9 protein-coding genes are annotated in these 17,675 nt (G+C 72.4%); 7 read left to right on the top strand and 2 right to left on the bottom strand.

The window, feature by feature from the left end; all coding sequences use genetic code 11:
• The first annotated feature begins 21 nt into the window (after window positions 1–21).
• From ACGF5C_RS32755 to ACGF5C_RS32730, 6 genes are all read left to right on the top strand, one after another.
• A complete protein-coding gene (locus tag ACGF5C_RS32755) occupies window positions 22–1,488 on the top strand; it encodes an AMP-binding protein (RefSeq protein ID WP_393307954.1) in 1,467 nt (488 codons plus the stop codon).
• A gap of 26 nt (window positions 1,489–1,514) precedes the next feature.
• Complete coding sequence (locus ACGF5C_RS32750; protein WP_393307952.1) at window positions 1,515–4,598, top strand: amino acid adenylation domain-containing protein; 3,084 nt, start codon at window positions 1,515–1,517, stop codon at window positions 4,596–4,598.
• A gap of 1 nt (window position 4,599) precedes the next feature.
• Window positions 4,600–4,887: a phosphopantetheine-binding protein gene (locus tag ACGF5C_RS32745; RefSeq protein WP_393307950.1), complete on the top strand. Its 288-nt coding sequence runs from the start codon at window positions 4,600–4,602 to the stop codon at window positions 4,885–4,887.
• 88 nt (window positions 4,888–4,975) lie between these two features.
• Complete coding sequence (locus ACGF5C_RS32740) at window positions 4,976–6,814, top strand: hypothetical protein (RefSeq protein WP_393307948.1); 1,839 nt, start codon at window positions 4,976–4,978, stop codon at window positions 6,812–6,814.
• Between the two features lie 344 nt (window positions 6,815–7,158).
• Window positions 7,159–13,452 carry a DNRLRE domain-containing protein gene (locus tag ACGF5C_RS32735; RefSeq protein WP_393307946.1) on the top strand — a complete coding sequence of 2,098 codons (6,294 nt, stop codon included), beginning with the start codon at window positions 7,159–7,161 and terminating at the stop codon, window positions 13,450–13,452.
• A gap of 4 nt (window positions 13,453–13,456) precedes the next feature.
• Window positions 13,457–13,903 carry a hypothetical protein gene (locus ACGF5C_RS32730; RefSeq protein ID WP_393307944.1) on the top strand — a complete coding sequence of 149 codons (447 nt, stop codon included), beginning with the start codon at window positions 13,457–13,459 and terminating at the stop codon, window positions 13,901–13,903.
• A 342-nt stretch (window positions 13,904–14,245) separates the two neighbouring features.
• On the opposite strand, the gene ACGF5C_RS32725 is transcribed toward ACGF5C_RS32730, so the two are convergent.
• Both ACGF5C_RS32725 and ACGF5C_RS32720 read right to left on the bottom strand, forming a co-directional pair.
• Window positions 14,246–16,096, bottom strand: coding sequence for a LamG-like jellyroll fold domain-containing protein (locus tag ACGF5C_RS32725; protein WP_393307942.1), 1,851 nt, complete (start codon window positions 16,094–16,096; stop codon window positions 14,246–14,248).
• Between the two features lie 259 nt (window positions 16,097–16,355).
• On the bottom strand, window positions 16,356–16,691 hold the full coding sequence (locus ACGF5C_RS32720) for a winged helix-turn-helix transcriptional regulator (protein WP_393307972.1): 336 nt from the start codon (window positions 16,689–16,691) through the stop codon (window positions 16,356–16,358).
• 172 nt (window positions 16,692–16,863) lie between these two features.
• Here ACGF5C_RS32720 and ACGF5C_RS32715 point away from each other — a divergent pair, with 172 nt between their 5' ends.
• Entirely contained in the window at window positions 16,864–17,271 is a 408-nt protein-coding gene (locus tag ACGF5C_RS32715) for a RidA family protein (RefSeq protein WP_393307940.1), read from the top strand.
• Window positions 17,272–17,675: the final 404 nt, after the last annotated feature.

Genomic DNA, 17,675 nt, shown 5'->3' with positions numbered 1-17,675 from the left:
GGCCGGGCCACCCTCCGTACCGTGCCCGAGCTGCTCGACTGGCGCACCAGCCTGCACCCCGACCAGGTCGCGGTCGAGGTGCACGGCGTGGCGACGCTGACCTTCGCCCAGTGGTCCGCCGGCGCGACCGCCGTGGCCGCCGCGCTGCGGCACCGGGGCCTGTGCCACGGCGACCGGGTCGGCCTGCTGTTCGGCGCCCGCGACTGGACCCGGTTCGCCGTGGCGTACTGCGGGGTGCTGCGGGCCGGCGGCGTCGCCGTGCCGCTGTCCGACCGGCTCGCCGCCGGGCAACTCGGGTACGCGCTGACCCACTGCGCGGCCACCGCCGTCCTGCACGGCGACGACACCCCCGCCCCGCCGGTACCGCCCGGCGTGTCGACCTGGACAGTGGGGGACCTGCTCGCCGGCCCCGGAACCGGCCTCGACCCCGCCGGCCCCCGCCCGGGCGACCTCGCCCAGATCCTCTACACATCGGGCACCACGGGCCGCCCGAAGGGAGTGGCCGCCAGCCACGCCAACCTCACCGTGGCCGCGCCGACCCACCCGCGCCGGCTGGCGCTGGCCCACTCGCAGCGGTTCCTGCACGCGTTCGCCATCGGCACCAACGCCGGGCAGACCATGCTGGCCAACGCGCTCACCGCGAAGGCCGCCGCGCTCACCCTGCCCCGGTTCACCCCGGCCCGCTTCGCCCGGCTGATCGAGACCCCCGGCACCGGGACCGTCTTCGTCGTCCCGTCGATCGCCGTCGAGCTGCTCGACTCCGGGGCGCTGCGCGGGCGGGACACCGGCGCCGTGCAGCTCATCGGCTCCACCGCCGCCCCGCTCGCCCCGGCGGTCGCGGCCCGGCTGGCCGAGGCGTTCCCGCAGGCCACGATCGTCAACTACTACACCTCGACGGAGGCGGCCCCGGCCCAGACCACGATGATCTACGACCCGTCCCGCCGCGACGCGGTCGGGCGGCCGGTGGGTGGGCAGTTGACGGTCGCCGACGCCGACGGGAACCCGCTGCCGGCCGGGGCCACCGGCGACGTGTGGCTGCGCGCCCCCCACCCCCGCGCGTACTACCGCGACGAGGCGGCCAACCGGGCCACCTTCCGCGACGGGTGGGTCCGGATGGGCGACGTCGGCCGGATAGACGCCGACGGCTACCTATACCTCACCGACCGGCACCAGGACGTCGTCAAGACCGGCGCGTTCAAGGTCTCCACCATCGAGGTCGAGGCCGCCCTGCACGAGCATCCCCTGGTCGCCGAGGCGGCTGTCGTCGGCGTCCCGCACCCGGTGCTCGGTTCGGTCGTGGCCGCCGCCGTCGTGCCCCGCCCACCGGCCGGCCCGGACGCGCTGTCCCTGCCGGTGCTGCGCGGTTTCCTCGCCGACCGGCTGGCCGACTACCAGCTTCCCGCCCGGCTCCTGCTGCTGGACCGGCTGCCCCGCAACGAGGGCGGCAAGGTGCTCAAGCGGCAGCTCACCGACCTCTTCGACAACTGACCACCAGCACGACCATAGGAGCACATGTGGGTACCGCCGAGGCGACCTCCGCGCAGCACGCCGTCTGGTTCACCGAGCAGGCCGGCGTCGCCGGCACGGCCTACCACATGGCGTTGGGCGTACGGTTCGCCGCCGAACTCGACCGTCGGGCCCTCGTCGCGGCGTGCGCCGCGGTCACCGAACAGCACCCGGTCCTGGCCGCCCGCGTCGTCACCGACGACGACGGCATCCCCCACCTGGCCCCCGCGGACCTGCGCCCGGCGGTCGCGGTCGGCGAGTGGACCGACGCCCGCGTCACCGAGGAGATCGCCCGCCCGCACGACCTGGGCACCGGCCCGCTGGCCCGGTTCACCCTGCTGACCGCCGCCGACGGCAGCCACCTGCTGCTCGTCACCGCGCACCATCTGGCCTTCGACGGCACGTCCAAGGACGTGCTCGTCCGCGACCTGGCCGCCGCCTACGCCGCCGCCCGCGCCGGCGGCCCGGCCGCGCCGTCGCCCCGCGCCGACGGGTACGCCGGCCTCGCCGCCGCCGAGCAGCAACGCGTCGCGGCCGACCTGCCCGCCGCCCGCGACCACTGGGCGCGGCACTGGTCCGGCCCCGGAGACGTCGTCCTGCCCGGCCTGCGTCGGCTGCCCACCGGCGCGGAGCCCGGCGAGGCCGTGCCCCTGGACCTGCCCGCCGGCCTGGTCGAGGGCGTCGACCGGGCCGCCCGGTCGATCGGGGTGACCCGCTTCGAGCTGCTGTTCGCCGTGCTGCACGCCCTGCTCGAGCGCTACGGCAACCAGGGCGCGCCGGTCGGGGTGGCCCTGTCCACCCGCACCCCCGACCAGGCCGACCGGGTCGGGTTGTTCGTCAACGAGCTGCCCGTCGCGGTCGCCCCGGCGCGGGGCACGTTCCGCGACCACGCCCTCGCCGTCCGGGCCCGGCTGCGCGAGGCGTACCGGCACCGCGCCGTGCCGCTGGCCCACGCCGTGTCCGGGTTGCGGCCCGCCCCGGCCCTGACACCGGTCAGCGTCGCCTACCGGCGGCGCGGTGTGGAACCGGCGTTCCCCGGGGTGGCCAGCGAGGTCGACTGGACCCTGTTCTGCGGCGCCGCCCGCAACGCCCTGCACGTGCAGATCGTCGACGCCCCGACGGGCGTCACGGTGAGCCTCCAGCACAGCCCGGCGGCCATCGGCACCGACTCCGTACGCCGGATCGGCGGGCACCTGCACACCATGCTCGCCGCGGTGGTCGCCGAACCCGACCGCCCCGCGGCGGACCTGCCGCTGCTGCCCGCCGACGAACTCGACCAGGTCACCCGCGCCGTCAACGACACCGTCCGGGCGTACCCCGCCGTGACGGTGCCGGCCCTGTTCGCCGCCCGGGTCGCCGCAGAACCGGACGCGCCGGCCCTGGTCGACGGCGACATGACGCTGACCTACGCCCAGCTCGACGCCGCCGTCCTCCGGCTCACCGTGCTGCTGAGCCGGCGCGCGGTCGGCCCCGGCACGCTGGTGGCCGTCGCGTTGGACCGCTCCTGGCAGGCGGTGGTGACCGTGCTGGCGGTGCTGCGCTGCCGCGCCGCCTACCTGCCGGTCGACCCGGGCAACCCGCCGGCCCGGCGGGAGGCGATCCTCGCCGACGCCGCCCCGGCGCTGGTCGTGACAGGTTCTGCCGTCGAGACGGGCCGGCCCACCCTCGCCCTCGACGGGACCGACCTGCTCCACGGCCCGGTCCCGACCGGACCCGCCGACGGGCCGCCGCACGCCGACGACCTCGCGTACGTGCTCTACACCTCCGGGTCGACCGGCCGGCCCAAGGGCGTGGCGGTGCGGCACGGCGCGCTGGCGAACCTGCTGCTGGGCGTCCGCGACCTGCTGGGCAGCGGGCCACGGGACCGGTGGCTGCACCTGACGTCGCTGTCGTTCGACATCTCCACCGTGGAGGTGTTCCTGCCGCTGGTCACCGGCGGCCGGGTCGTCGTCGCCTCGGCCGTCGGCGCGCTGGACGGTGCGGGCGTGCTGCGGCTGGTCCGCGACACCGGCGTGACCCACGCCCAGGCCACCCCGTCCGGCTGGCGGGTGCTGCTGGACGCCGGCCTCGGCGTGCCGGCCCCGGACGCCGGGGGCACGCCGACGTCGCTGGTCGCGGTCGCCGGCGGGGAGGCGCTGCCGGTCGCCCTCGCGCGGGACCTGCGGGCCCGCACCGCCCGCCTGGTCAACGGGTACGGGCCTACCGAGGCGACCGTCTACGCGACCATGGCGGAGATCCCCGCCGGTCCCGACGAGGTCACCATCGGTCGGCCGCTGCCGAACGTGCGGGCGTACGTCCTGGACGAGGCCCGCCGACCGGTGCCGCTCGGGTTGCCCGGCGAGCTGTGCCTGGCCGGCGCGGGGCTGGCCGCCGGCTACCTGGGGCAGGACGACCTCACCGCCGAGCGGTTCGTGCCGGACCCGTTCGGGCGGGCCGGCGAGCGGCTCTACCGCACCGGCGACCGCTGCCGGTGGCTGCCCGACGGGCGGATCGAGTTCCTCGGTCGCATCGACGACCAGGTCAAGATCCGGGGGCACCGGGTCGAGCTGGGGGAGATCGACGCCCGGCTCCTCGACCATCCGGCCGTGGCCGCGGCGGCCACCGCGCTGCGGCACGACACGGACGAGCCGCGCCTCGTCGCGTACGTGGTGTGCCGCGCCGGGGCCGCCCCGCAGCCGGCGGAGCTGCGACAGCACCTGGCGCTGAGCCTGCCGCAGGCCGTGCTGCCCACCGACTACGTGGCGCTCGACCGGCTGCCCCTGAGCCCGAACGGGAAAGTCGACCGGGCCGCACTGCCCGCCCCGGCGCCCCGGGACCCGGTCGGGGCGGCGGGCGGGACCGCCGCCGACGGAACCGGCGACGACCCGGTGGTGGAGCAGCTGCGCCAGATCTGGCAGGAGGTGCTGCGCGTCCCCGACATCGGTGTGCACGAGGACCTGTTCGACCTGGGCGGGCACTCGCTGACCATCACCCGGATCAGCGGCCGGATCCAGCAGCGGCTCGGGGTCGAGGTGCCGCTGGACGACTTCTTCGAGACCCCGACCATCGCCGAGATCGCCGAGATCGTCCGGCAGTCCGCAAAGGAGTTCTGACATGGGCGGCACCGAACTGCGCGAGCGGATCGCGGAGCTGGTGAGCGAAGCCACGGCCGGGGAGGTCGCGGCGGCCGACGTGCTGGCCGGCGGGTCGATGGTCGCTCTCGGCGTGGACTCCCTCGGCCTGCTGCGCCTGGTCGACGCGATCGAGCTGGAGTACGGCGTCGAGGTGGACCTGAACGGTCCCGGCCGCACCCTGGACACCCTCGACGACCTCGTGGCGCTGGTGAGCGCGGCAGGGGCCGGGCGAGCCGCCACCGGATCCGGCGGGGCGGGCGGCCGTTGAGCTGATCCGCCGCGTCCCTTCCCATCGTCCGCGACGCGGAAAGACTGACGGGTCGCGGGCCGTGGCCGGGTCAGTGGGATCGCGGTAGATGGCGTGGCTGTCCATTATTGGTGCCATGACGTCAGTAGGTGGCCGGCGGGTGAGGAATGCGGGCGGTCGAGCGTACAGTCCTGTCGAGCAGCGACTGATCGAGTCCGTCGCCTGCGGCGAGGTGCTCGATCTGGCCGGTGACGGGCCGGTCGACGAGGCAGCGATGCGGTCCTGGGGCGACGAGCGGACGGTCTCGGCCTCGGTCATCCGTGAGCTCGTCCGCGGCCGTCTGGTCAGCGAACCCGACCCACACGGCCTGCGGCTACGCGGAGCCCGGATCGCCGGTCAGATCGATGTGGAGAACATCACCGGTGACCTGGCGCTGGAGCTGCGCGACTGTCTACTGCCCAGCGGCTTGAATCTCCGCAACGCCCAACTGTTGGCGGTTGCCTTGACCGGGTGCCGCATCGAGCAAGCGGCAGATTCAGACGACGCGCCAGTCGACGCCACGCGCTTTGCCGCGCGGGTGCTCTCGCTCGAAGGCAGCACCGTCACCAGCGCCAGCGGGCAGGGCGCGGTCCGGCTGCTCGCTGCCCGCCTCGGCACACTGGACTGCAGCGGAGCGCGGCTCGAGAACACCACCGGACCTGCCCTCGACGCCGACGGCCTCCAGGTCGACCAGAGCGTGTTCCTGGGCGGGTTCACCGCCACCAGCGCCAGCGAGCGAGGCACGATCCGGCTGCTCGGTGCCCACCTCGGCGGCCAACTGAACTGCAGCGGAGCGCGGCTGCAGAACACCACCGGACCGGCCCTCAACGCCGACCACCTCCAGGTCGACCAGGACGTGTTCCTGCGCGGCGGGTTCACCGCCACCAGCGCCAGCGAGCAGGGCACGATCCGGCTGCTCGGTGCCCGCCTCGGCACATTGGACTGCGGCGGGGCACGGCTGAAGAACGTCACCGGGCCCGCCCTCGAAGCCGACCACCTCCGAGTCGACCGGGACGTGGCCCTGGACGGCGGGTTCATCGCCACCAGTGCCAGCGAGCTGGGCACGATCCAGCTGCCCGGCGCCCACATCGGCGGCGTTCTCTACGGCAGCGGGGCACGGCTGGAGAACACCACCGGACCTGCCCTCAACACCGGCGGCCTCCGGGTCGACCAGGACGTGCTCCTGGACGACGGGTTCACCGCCACCAGCGCGGACGGCCGGGCGGTGCTGGTGTTGACCGGTGCGCGGATCGGCGGGACTTTCCGCCTCGACACCGACCGAACGACGCACACGGCGCCGGGCCACGGATCACTGATCGAGTTGGACGGCCTCACCTACAGCGGGCTGCCGCGGCCAGCGTCACTGCCGCGCTGGCTGACCCTGCTGCGCGAACACACCCCCGGCTACGCAGCCCAGCCCTACCAGCACCTCGCCGCCGCTTACCGCGCCGCCGGCCACGACCGCGACGCCCGCACCATTCTCATCGCCCAACGCCGCGACCAGATCCAGCGCGCCGGACTGGCCGGCTCCGAACGGGCCTGGGGTCGCCTCACCGGTATCACCCTCGGATACGGCTACCAGCCGTGGCGGGCCCTGCTCCTGCTCCTCGCCACGCTTGCGACCGCAGTCATCCTCAGCGTCACCGGCGGCCACCACGGCGGCCTCGCCCAGAAGCCGGCGAGCACCGGAGCAGTCACAGCCACCGCCTGCACCACCATCGACCAGATCGGCGTGGGCCTCGACCTCGGCACCCCACTGATCAAAACCGGCGCCCGCGACCGCTGCCAACCCACCGACACCCCCGCCGGCCAAACCCTCACCATCGCCAGCTGGTTCCTGCAACTGCTCGCCTGGACCTTCGCCACCCTCTTCATCGCCGGCTTCACCAGCGCAGTCCGCAAAACCTGACCCCTGTCACCGGATCACCGCCAACGGCGGTTGGCGGCGGGTGATCCTTTGCGTTCTGGGCGTGGTGACACGCAGACGGTCTCGTTCGCGGAGGAGGCGGCCACCGGCCAGCCACCCGTCAGCTGCGCGGCCCGGCACCCTTTTGGTGGCACCGGAACTCTTCCGTCTGATCGATGCCTGAACGGGAAGACTTTACGCGATCTGCCTAGTTTGCATACGTCTGTAGATCATCTTATCGGCCACCCCGATCCGCCTGACCGGTTTGGAGATCAACGAGGCCGTACCGTTCTTCGGCTCCGATCAGTACGTTGCCTTCACTTTGTTGATCAGACAGGGAGGCAGCGGTGCACGCTGGTCCGGAGTCGTCCGTCGTCATTCGACGGATCGGCGATCTGGTGCGCGGGCGGTACGGCCAGGCGCTGATCGTGTTCCTCACGGTCGTGCTCACGGCGACGATGGCCGAGTGGGGGGCACGGCGACCCGCGGTCGCGGCACCCCCGTCGGCCACGCAGGCCACCCCGACGGTGCTGGAGCGGCCGGACGAGACGGCGGCGTTGATCACCGCCCGAATGACCGGCAAGCGGGTACTGATCACCGGTCTCACCTCGGAGACCTCCCAGTTCTGGGCGCTGCCGTCCGGCGCGGTGACCGCGGAGATCGCGGCTGGCCCGGTCCGGATGCGGAACGGGACCGGCGGCTGGACCGACGTGGACCTGACGCTGCACCGGCGCGGGGACGGATCGGTCGCACCGATTGCCCACCCGTACGGGTTGACGTTCTCGGGCGCCGCCGGAGCCGGTGAGCACGCCCTGGTCACGCTGGGCGCGACCGGGAACCGCGCCACGCTCGGCTGGGCCGGCGCGCTGCCCGAGCCCGTGCTCGACGGCAACCGGGCCACCTACCCGGACGTCCGTCCCGGGGTGGACCTGGAGGTCACCGCCACCCGCACCGGCTACCAGCAGCTGCTCATCGTGAAGGACCGGGCGGCCGCGGCCCAGGTACGCCGGATCCGGCTGCCCTGGCGTACCGAGGGTGCGACGGCGCGGACCGACGGCACCGGCGGGCTCGAGATCCGCAACCGCTCGGGCAAGCGGATCGGCAGCGTCGGCGCCCCGTTGATGTGGGACGCCGCGGTCGACCCCGCCTCCGGCGAGCACCGCCGGCGCGCGCCGGTCGGGCTCAGCCTCGACGGCCAGGGCGACCGGACCGGGCTGGTGCTGGAGCCGAACCGGGACTTCCTCGCCGACCCGGCCACCAGCTACCCGGTGACCATCGACCCGTCCCAGAGCATCGGTGCGAACTTCGACGCGTTCGTGCAGTCCAGCTTCACCTCCGACCAGTCCGCGGCGAGCGAGCTGAAGCTCGGCACGTACGACGGCGGCACCACGAAGGCCCGGTCCTTTCTCCGCTTCGACAGCGTCAACACCTGGCTCTGGGACAAGCAGGTGCAGTCGGCGACGCTGAGCCTGTGGGAGTTCCACTCGTACTCCTGCACTGCCCGGTCCTGGGAGGCGTGGCGGGTCGGCGCGGTCAGCACGGCGACCCGCTGGACCGCCCAGCCGACGTGGGACGCCAAGGTCGGCACCTCCACCGAGACGAAGGGCTACAGCACCACCTGCGGCGACGGCTGGGTGAACGTGACGGTGGCCGACGCCTTCCAACACGCCGCCGACGCCCACTCGACGTCGGTGAACATCGGCATCCGGGCCACCTCGGAGACGGACAACTACTCCTGGAAGCGGTTCAACTCCCGGGAGGCGGCGGCCAACCCGCCGAAACTGAGCATCACCTACCAGTCGAAGCCGGTGGTCAGCGCGCTGGCGACGGTGCCGACGACGGTCTGCGCCACCGGCACCGGCCGGCCGTACGTCAACAGCCGGACGCCGCAGCTCCGCGCCAAGATCACCGACGGGGAGGCGTCGCCGGTCAAGGCCAGGTTCGAGTGGCAGACCAGCGCCGGCGCGCTGCTCGGCTCCAGCGTGGTCGGTCCCGGCGCCTCCGGTTCCTGGCTCGCGGCCACCGTGCCCTCCGGCGCCTTCGCCGAGGGCGGCACCTACAAGTGGCGGGCCCGGGGCAACGACGGCACCGTGGACGGCCCGTGGTCGGCCACCTGCGAGTTCACCGTGGACACCACCGCGCCGTCGGCGGCGCCGACGGTCTCCTCGACGTCGTACCCGGCGGGTCAGTGGGGTGGCGCGGCGGGCACCGCCGGCACCTTCACCTTCGGCGCGTCGGGCGTCACCGACGTGGCGGCGTACGAGTACGGCCTCAACGTCAACCCGCCGAACCTGAGCGTCAACGCGCCCAGCCTCGGCGCGGGCGCCAGCGTCTCGATCACCCCGAGCGCGGACGGGCCGCAGACCCTCTACGTGCGCAGCCGGGACCGGGCCGGCAACCAGTCGGCGATCCGCAGCTACTCGTTCTCGGTGGGGGCGGGTGCGGTCACCGGCCCGAAGACGGGCGACGTCACCGCCGCGAAGGTCGCGGTCACCGGTGTCGGCCGGTCGACGGCGACCGGCGTCACCTACCAGTGGCGGCGGGGCGACAGCGACCCGTGGGCCACCGTCCCGGCCGCCGACGTCACCGTGGCTGCCGGCGGCGGCGCCGTGGCCTGGCCGCTGCCGACCAGCGGCTCCGGCGCCTTCCCGAAGCTGAACTGGGACGTCGAGGCCACCCTGGCCGCGGTGGACGCCGAGTCGGTGCCCCGGGACGGGCCGGTGCAGGTGCGGGGCAGCTTCACCGGCGGCACCGGCGGCTACTCCAGCGCTGTGAAGATCACCTTTGACCGGGCGCAGGCATCGGCGGAGTCCGAGCAGATCGGCCCCGGTTCGGTCAACCTGCTCACCGGCAACTACACCCTCGCCGACACCGACGTCTCGGTCGACGCGCCCGGGAGCGACCTGACCGTCACCCGCTCCTACAACACCCGTCGGGTGGGGCAGACCGACCCCGCGGAGATGTTCGGGCCCGGCTGGGTCTCCGGCGCGGTGGTCGACGAGGCCGACGCCGGCTACACCTCGCTCTCCGTCTACGGCTCCCTGGTCCAGGTCGGGCTGCCGGACGGTGACACCATCGGCTTCACCCGGCGCAGCACCACCGCCTTCGACCCGGAGATCGGGATGGAGGCGCTGACGTTGTCGTACGACGCCGTGGCCGACGCGTACACGCTGCGGGACCTCGACGGGCAGGCGGCAGTCTTCACCCGGGTCACCGGTACCACCGCCGGGAAGTACTTCCCGACCTCGGTCACGGTGCCCGGCGACAACCAGACGGTCAGCTACAGCTGGGAGCGGGTCACCGTCGCGGGCAAGGAGATCGTCCGGCCGACCCGGATGCTCGCCCCGGTCGCCGACGGCGTCGCCTGCACCACGCTGGCCCGCGGGTGTCGCGCCCTGACCTTCAGCTACGCGACGGCCACCACCGCGACCAGCGCAAGCGAGCCGGGCTGGGGCGACTACCTCGGCCGGGTCCGGGAGATCTCGTTCACCGCCTGGGATCCGGACCTGGCCACCCCGGCGATGCGTACCGTGCCGATGGCGCGGTACGCCTACGACAACGCCGGCCGGCTGCGGGCCTCCTGGGACCCGCGGCTGGACTGGAACGACGCCGGCACCGTCCGGCACGTCGCGGACACCTACACCTACGGGGCCGACGGCGTCCTCTCCGCGACGACCCCGGCCGGTCAGGAGCCGTGGCAGTTCAGCTACACCACCGTCCCCGGCGACCCGGGCACCGGGCGGCTGCACCGGGTGACCCGATCCGCGCTGGCCGCCGGCACCGCTACCACCACCGTCGTCTACCAGGTGCCGACCAGCGGCACCGGCGCCCCGTACGACCTTTCCCCCAGCCAGACGGCGCGCTGGGGGCAGACCGAGGCGCCGACCGACGCCACCGCCGTCTTCCCGCCCAGCCAGGTGCCCGGCGGCGACCCGGCCGCGGGGACGCTGCCGGCGTCCTGGGAGCACGCCGAGGTGACCTACCTCGACGCCAACGCCCGTGCGGTCAACGAGGTCGACCCGGGCGGGCACACCACCGCCACCTGGTACGACCAGTGGGGGAACAGCGTGCGGTCGCTGACCGCCGCCAACCGGGCCAGGGCCCTGGACGCCTCCGCGTCGGACACCTCCATCGAGGAGGCGACGTTGGCCGAGAAGCTCTCCTCGGTCAACAGCTACTCCGCCGACGGCCAGCTGCTGCTTGCCGAGACCGGACCGGAGCACGACGTGGTGATCGGCAGCGGTGCCACCGTTCGCGGCCGGTCGGTCACCCGGTACACCCACGACGAGGGGGCACCCACCACGGGCGCTCCGTACCACCTGGTCACCACACAGGACGAGCTGGTCCAGTACTGGGGTGCCGGGGGAGTGGTCACGGAGACCGACCTCCGCCGGACCACGAAGGCGTACAACTGGACGCTGCGGCAGCCAACCGTGCTGACCGTCGACCCCGGCGGCAAGGCCCTGACCACCCGGATCGGCTACGACGCGGAGACCGGGCTGCCGAACTCCACCACCCTGCCGGCCGGCGGCACCTCGACCACCACCCCGTACACCCGACAGACGGTCGCCTACCGGGCGACGTCCGGCTCAGGCTACGCCGAGTGTGACCTGCGGCCGGAGTGGGCCGGCCTCACCTGCCGTACCCAGCCCGGCGGGCAGCCGGCGACCGGGCCGGAGGTGCCGTACTCCGTCACCACCTACGACCTCTACCACCAGGTGCGGACGATCACCGAGAAGACCGGCGCCGGTGTCCTGCGGACCACCACGACCACGTACGACGGCGCTGGCCGGGTCCGGGAGACGGCGGTGACCGCGGCGGCCGGGCTGGGCGCGGCGGTCCCCGTGCAGCGCAGCAACTACGACCCGGCCACCGGAACGCTGACCCGGGTCCAGTCGGTGACCGGCGGTACGGTCACCGCCGAGGTCGTGCGCGGCTACGACCGGCTCGGGCGGCAGGTCTCCTACACCGACGCCGACGGCAACACCTCGACCACCGGGTACGACCTGCTCGGGCGGGTGTCGACCAGCTCGGACGGAAAGGCCACCCGGACCTACCGCTACGACGGCGTGGATGGGCGCCGTGACCTGCTCACCGCGGTCGACGACGGGCAGGTCGGCACCTTCAGCGGCGGCTACGACGCCGACGGCAACCTGGTGTCGGAGACCTGGCCGAACGGCGTGGTGGTCAGCACCGAACACGACGAGACCGGTACCCCGGTGGGCCTCACCTACACCCGCCCGGGCTGTGGACAGGCCGACTGCACCCTGTTCAGCGAGGCGGTCACGGAGTCGGGCCACGGCCAGTGGCGGCGGCACGTCTCGACCCTGTCGGACCAGACCTACGGCTACGACGCCGTCGGCCGACTGACCAGCGTCGAGGACACCGTCGGCGAGCAGTGCACCACCCGTACGTACGCGTTCAGCACGGCCAGCAACCGCGCCTCGACCACGACATACGCCCCTGGGGCCGACGGTGCCTGCCAGAGCACCACCGCGGCCGGCACGCGGAGCTGGAGCTACGACACGGCCGACCGGGTGACCAGCGCCGGGTACGGGTACGACGCGCTGGGCCGGACGACCACCGTGCCGGCGGCCGACACCGCCGTGCCGGCGAGCGGGAACCTGACCGTGGCCTACCACGTCACGGACCTGGTGGACCGGATCACCCAGGGCGCGCGGACCACCGACTACACCCTCGACGTGACGGGCAACCGGATCCGGTCCTGGACGGACAACGCCTCCGGGGTGGCCGTGCAGGCGGTCCACCACTACGACGACGACAGCGACAACCCGGCCTGGACCCAGGAGTCGGCGGGCCACTGGACGCGGACGGTGACCGGCCTGTCGGCGCTGGCCGCCATCTGGGACAGCGACAGTGGCCAGGCCGAGTGGCAGCTGCGCAACCTGCACGGCGATCTGGTTGCCAGCATCCGCCCCGGCGACCAGGGGCTCTCCGCGACGTCGGAGAGCACCGAGTACGGCGCACCGCGCAACCCGGACGACGCGGGGACGCGGCGCTACGGGTGGCTGGGCGCGAACCAGCGGGCAGCGGACACCCCGGCCGGCATCGTCCTGATGGGGGTACGGCTCTACAACCCGACCACGGGCCGGTTCCTCCAGACCGACCCGGTGTACGGCGGGAACGCCAACCCGTACGACTACTGCTCCGGCGACCCGGTCAACTGCTTCGACCTGGACGGACGGTTCGGCTGGGGCAAGTGGCTCGACCGCACCGGCGCGGTGCTCGGCTTCGCGGCGATGTTCGGCTGCGGCCCGTGCGCGGTGATCTCCGCCGGGATCTCGCTGGGCCGGGGCATCTACAAGATCCGCAAGGGCGACCGCAGCGGGTGGGTCGACCTCGTCGGAGTGGGCACCTTCGGCGCCGCCAAGGCGCTGCGCTACGGCGGCAAGTTCGTCAAGAATCGGCGGATCAAGAATGCGCCGAAGGGAGTCCCGGGTCGCAGCAAGTACTACAAGAAGAAACGGAAGCAGGCTGCCGCCAAGAACCGCAGGTACCAACGGAAGGTGGTCCGCCGGGCAGATCGGATCGACACCGGCTGGGGTGTCTGGTCGTCCTACACGGCGGGCCGGGACGGATACCGTGACTACCGCAGCTGGCGCAAGAAGCGCAGGAGGTGACGGCATGCCGGGTCCCGGGCGGCCACCGCTGCCGTACGCCATGACACTGGGACTGGCGGGCGGGTTGGATCGGCTGACCCGCCGCTGGTCCTGGGGTCTGGCGGCCGAGTACCGGCGCTGGCTGGCGGCGGTGCTCGGGCCCCGGCCGCCGCGGTTGGACGAGGAGAGCGCGCCGGTGCTGGCCGCCCGGTTCCTGCACGCGCTCTGGCTGGTGCTCGCGGTGCTGCTGGCGGTGGCCACGCTGCCGTTCCGGTCACCGTTGAGCGGCAGTGGCGTGCTGGCCGTCGGCGTGCTCACCCTTGGTGCCTGCGTCGGTGTCGTCAACGCCGCGCTGGGCTGCCTGAGCGAGCGCGGAACCGCCCGGCTGGTCCGACACCCGCTGTTCACCGCCGGTTGGCTGGTGGTGGTCGGTGTGCTGGACGCCGTAGTCCTGCTCACCGTCTTCTTCTGAGATTCCATGGCCTGCCCCGGGCCCCGGAGACTGTCATCAATGACACCTACGACATCGGCGTCCGCCGCCTAGAACACTTCGACGAGGTCATCGTCAAGGCCCGTGACGCCAACCACCGACTGCTGGACACTATCCGTGCCGGCCAGAGCTGCGTCCTTGCGAACCCAGTCATCGAACGGGTCGCACAGCCCACCCTCACCCAGGACGGCAGGAGGGCCCCAGCCCTACGCTTCGGCGGGGCGGCTACCGGGTTCGGACGGTGGTGCGCGGCGTTTAGCGGTCAGGAAAGGGTCCCTGCCTGACTGGGAAGGGACCCTTCCTGACCGTGCCCTACGTCGTCCGTCAGGCGCGCATGAAATGGCGGACCGGCAGCGGCCGGTCCACGATCCGAATGTCCCCGAGCCAGCCGTAGAAGCCCTGCTCGATGATGCGATCGTAGTGGTACGCCCCGACAAGCCACGGCTCGTTGTTGGTGGCCAGCCCATTGGCTGAGGTGGACGGGTTGCGCAGCAGCTTCGCGCCGTTGACGTACATGGTGGTGGTCCGGCCGTCGTTGACGACGGCGACGTGGAACCACTCCCCGGCCCGCATCTCGTGGCCCCAGTTGGTCGAGATGCCGCCTTGGTTGAGCGGGAAGACCGCCCATTGCAGCGCCATGCCGTCGGAGAGACCGAGGGCCGCGAGCGGCTCGGCCGGATCGCTGGCGGTCTTGCCCGCGTCCCGGCCGCTGCCCATCCGGCACAGCAGGCTCATCCATGCATGGTTTGTGGCTCGTACGTCCGCCGGTAGCTTGACGAACGCCTCGATGGTGTATCCGGAAGCGAACGTCTGCCGGTTGAGCGGTGCGTCGTCCGCGGTCCGCAGGTACGCTCCGCGCGCCGGTTGCTTTTTCCCGTCGAGGAAGATGCTGCCGTGCGCGGGCTGGTCGGGGTGGTGCTCGACGCTGGAGCGCATCGCGGTCTGGTCGCTGTCCGGGAGGGTGATCCGGGTCAGGTGGTTGCCGCGGCCGGAGAGGTCGGCGATCTGAGCGCCCTCGGGGACCGGGGTGCCGTCGGGGCCGACCTCGTCGAAGCGCCAGTACGCGACGGTGCCGGGGACGACCATCTGGCTGGCCGGCCTGGGTTCGCGCGGCGGGACCGGCGCGAAGCCGGCGAAGCGCTCCGTGAAGTCGATCGCCATGCTGAACCGGTTTGCCGGGTCGGTCAACTCCACCTCCTGCTGCTCCAGGTCGTTGCGCTGGCTCGGGTCTTTGGCGAGGATCCAGGGCGAGAAGGTCTCCACGTCGATGGTGTTCCGCGCCAGGTCGAAGTGGTAGAGGCGGACCATGCCGCTGCCGCCGTAGTAGCGGTCCTGGTAGTTGGTGATGTGGACGTGGACGTCGTGCCCGGCGGTGTTGCGCAGCACGGTGCGGCCTGACGGCCAGAAGTGGCCGTTGAGGGTCAGGAAGACCTGGTCGTGCTCTTTGATCAGCGAATCCCACAGCCGCTGGCCGTGTCCGGACAGCCGCGCCTGGCCGTTGCCGTCGGCCCACGCGAGGTCGTGGGTGGTGAGGATCGCGGGCAGCCCCGGGTGCGCGCCGAGCACCTCCCGGGCCCAGGCGAGCGTGCCCGCCGAGGGGCGCCAGTCAAGGGCGAGGAGTAACCATTCCCGACCGCCGGCGGTGAAGACGTGGTAGGTGTTGTAGCCGTCCGCGGTGGCGCCGCGGAAGGTGGACATCTTCCGGTACCGGCCTGGTCCGAACACGTCCAGATAGGGACTGGCGCCGCGCTGGTCGTCGGTCGCGGCGTTGATGTCGTGGTTTCCGGCCAACACGCTGTACGGCATCCGGTGCCCGTCCAGAATCTCGAACACCTTGCCCGCCTGGGCCAGTTCCGCCGCGGCCGCGTTCTCCACCACGTCGCCGAGATGTGCGGTGAAGACGATGTTCTTCTCGGCGCGTGCCGTCACCAGGTGCTGGAAGGCAGCTCTGAGTGGGGCGGGGTCGCCGCGATCCCCGTCGAACAGGTACTGGGTGTCGGGGATCACCGCGAGCGTGAACCGGGGTGCGTGCGGATCGGGCTGTCGGCCCGACTCCGGGTTACCGGCCTCAGCCGCGTGCGCGCCGGCCGGGGAGAGGACCGTTCCTGCGGCTGCGCTGGCTCCCAACAATCCGAGGCTCTGCAGAAGGCTGCGGCGGCTGGGGTTGTTCGGCATGTCTCGTACTCCTCGTATCCGCTGTGGGTAGGAGGTCTATTGCCGATGAGCTGCGGGAACAAAGATCATTCTGTCGGGCAATCGATCGGGAACGCCGGATGAACGTTGCGGAACCTGCTCGGGCCTGTGCCCGTGATGGGAATGGCGCCCGGCGTGACACCGCCGCTCGCTATCGGGCGGTTTCGCACGTAGCACCCGAGACGTGCAAGAAGCAGTAGGCCTCGCCTGCCTCGTGGCAGGAGCCGCCGGGCTCTGCCGGTCAGTTGCCGAAGCGGCGGCGGGAGTCCTCGATGTGACCGAGGTACTGCCGGGTCCAGGCGCACATCCCGTCGACCGTCGCCCTCAGGCCCCGGCCCGCCTCGGTGAGGGTGTACTCGACCCGGGGCGGCACGGTGGGGTGCACGGTCCGCTCGACGAGGCCGTTGCGCTCCAGCATGCGTAGGTTCTGGGTGAGCATCTTGTGGCTGATGCCCTCGACCTCGTCGCGCAGCTCGCTGAAGCGCAGGGTGCGTTCCCCGAGGAACTCGATGATCAGCAGTGCCCACTTGTTGGCGACGTCCGAGAAGATCTCTCGCGCCAGGGAATCCGCGCGCATCAGGTCCGCGTCCTCAGGCGCGCCGCTGAACTGCTTGGTCACCATGAGGTTCCCCCGTCACCAAAAGTGCGTTCTTCCACGTCAGCGGCCACTCTCCTACAGTTTCCCAGTAACCGCAAGAGACCACGAGCGGGCGCCCACACCGGGCGCGCCCGACGAGGAGGCAGACGACATGGCCATCACCCTTGTGAACCCCCACGGACTCCCCGAGATCGACGCCTACCGGCAGGTGTCGATCGCGACCGGCGCAAAGCTGGTCTTCGTCGCCGGGCAGGTCGCCTGGGACGCCGACGGCGTCACGGTCGGCGACGGCGACCTCGCCACCCAGGTCGAACAGTGCTACCTCAACATCGGCACCGCCCTGGCCGGGGCCGGTGCCACCTTCGCCGACGTGGCGAAACTGACCGCCTACGTCGTCGACTGGACCCCCGACAAGATGCCCCTGTTCCTGGCGGGGGCCACCCGGGCGTTCGAGAAGCTCGGGATCACCCCAGCACCGCCGGCCACGCTGCTCGGCGTCGCCGCCCTGCACGTACCGGAACACCTGGTCGAGATCGAGGCCACAGCGGTCATCGAATGACCAGGCCCGGACGGGCGTCAGTGGGAAACCAATTCGTCGGGGATTCTCGGCGCCCCGGCGCGGCGAATCTTGTGAAACGAGGTGGCCGGGTCGATCTAAGCGCGGCCCGCATGGAAGTCGGACTCCAGATCGAGATGGCCCTCGACCTGCCAGACAGCCGGCGGCCGCCGCGACAGCCACGCAGGTCCGGAGGGACAGACCAGGCCGGACGTCGTCGGGGGTGTCGCAGAGATCAGGATACGCAACCGCGGCTGCGGGTATCAGAAGGCCACAGGGCCCGGCGGAACGGGCTACGGTTCGCCGAAGTAGCCCGTTACCTTTTTGATCGTCCCCAGCCGGGGACTGCTCGGTCGCCCGGCCCGGTATGACTTACTGCCCCTGTCGTACGGATGATCCGGGGGGTG

Source organism: Micromonospora sp. NPDC047620, from assembly GCF_043205005.1.
In the GTDB taxonomy this organism is placed as follows: Bacteria; Actinomycetota; Actinomycetes; order Mycobacteriales; family Micromonosporaceae; genus Micromonospora.
Note: the sequence above shows the minus strand (reverse complement) of the source record. Positions and strands in the feature narration are given on the sequence as shown.

Bases quoted from the DNA above. Each gene is read 5' to 3' on its own strand.
- ACGF5C_RS32745 (WP_393307950.1), top strand. From the start codon at position 4,600: ATGGGCGGCACCGAACTGCGCGAGCGGATCGCGGAGCTGGTGAGCGAA.
- ACGF5C_RS32740 (WP_393307948.1), top strand. From the start codon at position 4,976: ATGGCGTGGCTGTCCATTATTGGTGCCATGACGTCAGTAGGTGGCCGG.
- ACGF5C_RS32730 (WP_393307944.1), top strand. From the start codon at position 13,457: ATGCCGGGTCCCGGGCGGCCACCGCTGCCGTACGCCATGACACTGGGA.
- ACGF5C_RS32725 (WP_393307942.1), bottom strand. From the start codon at position 16,096: ATGCCGAACAACCCCAGCCGCCGCAGCCTTCTGCAGAGCCTCGGATTG.
- ACGF5C_RS32720 (WP_393307972.1), bottom strand. From the start codon at position 16,691: ATGCGCGCGGATTCCCTGGCGCGAGAGATCTTCTCGGACGTCGCCAAC.
- ACGF5C_RS32715 (WP_393307940.1), top strand. From the start codon at position 16,864: ATGGCCATCACCCTTGTGAACCCCCACGGACTCCCCGAGATCGACGCC.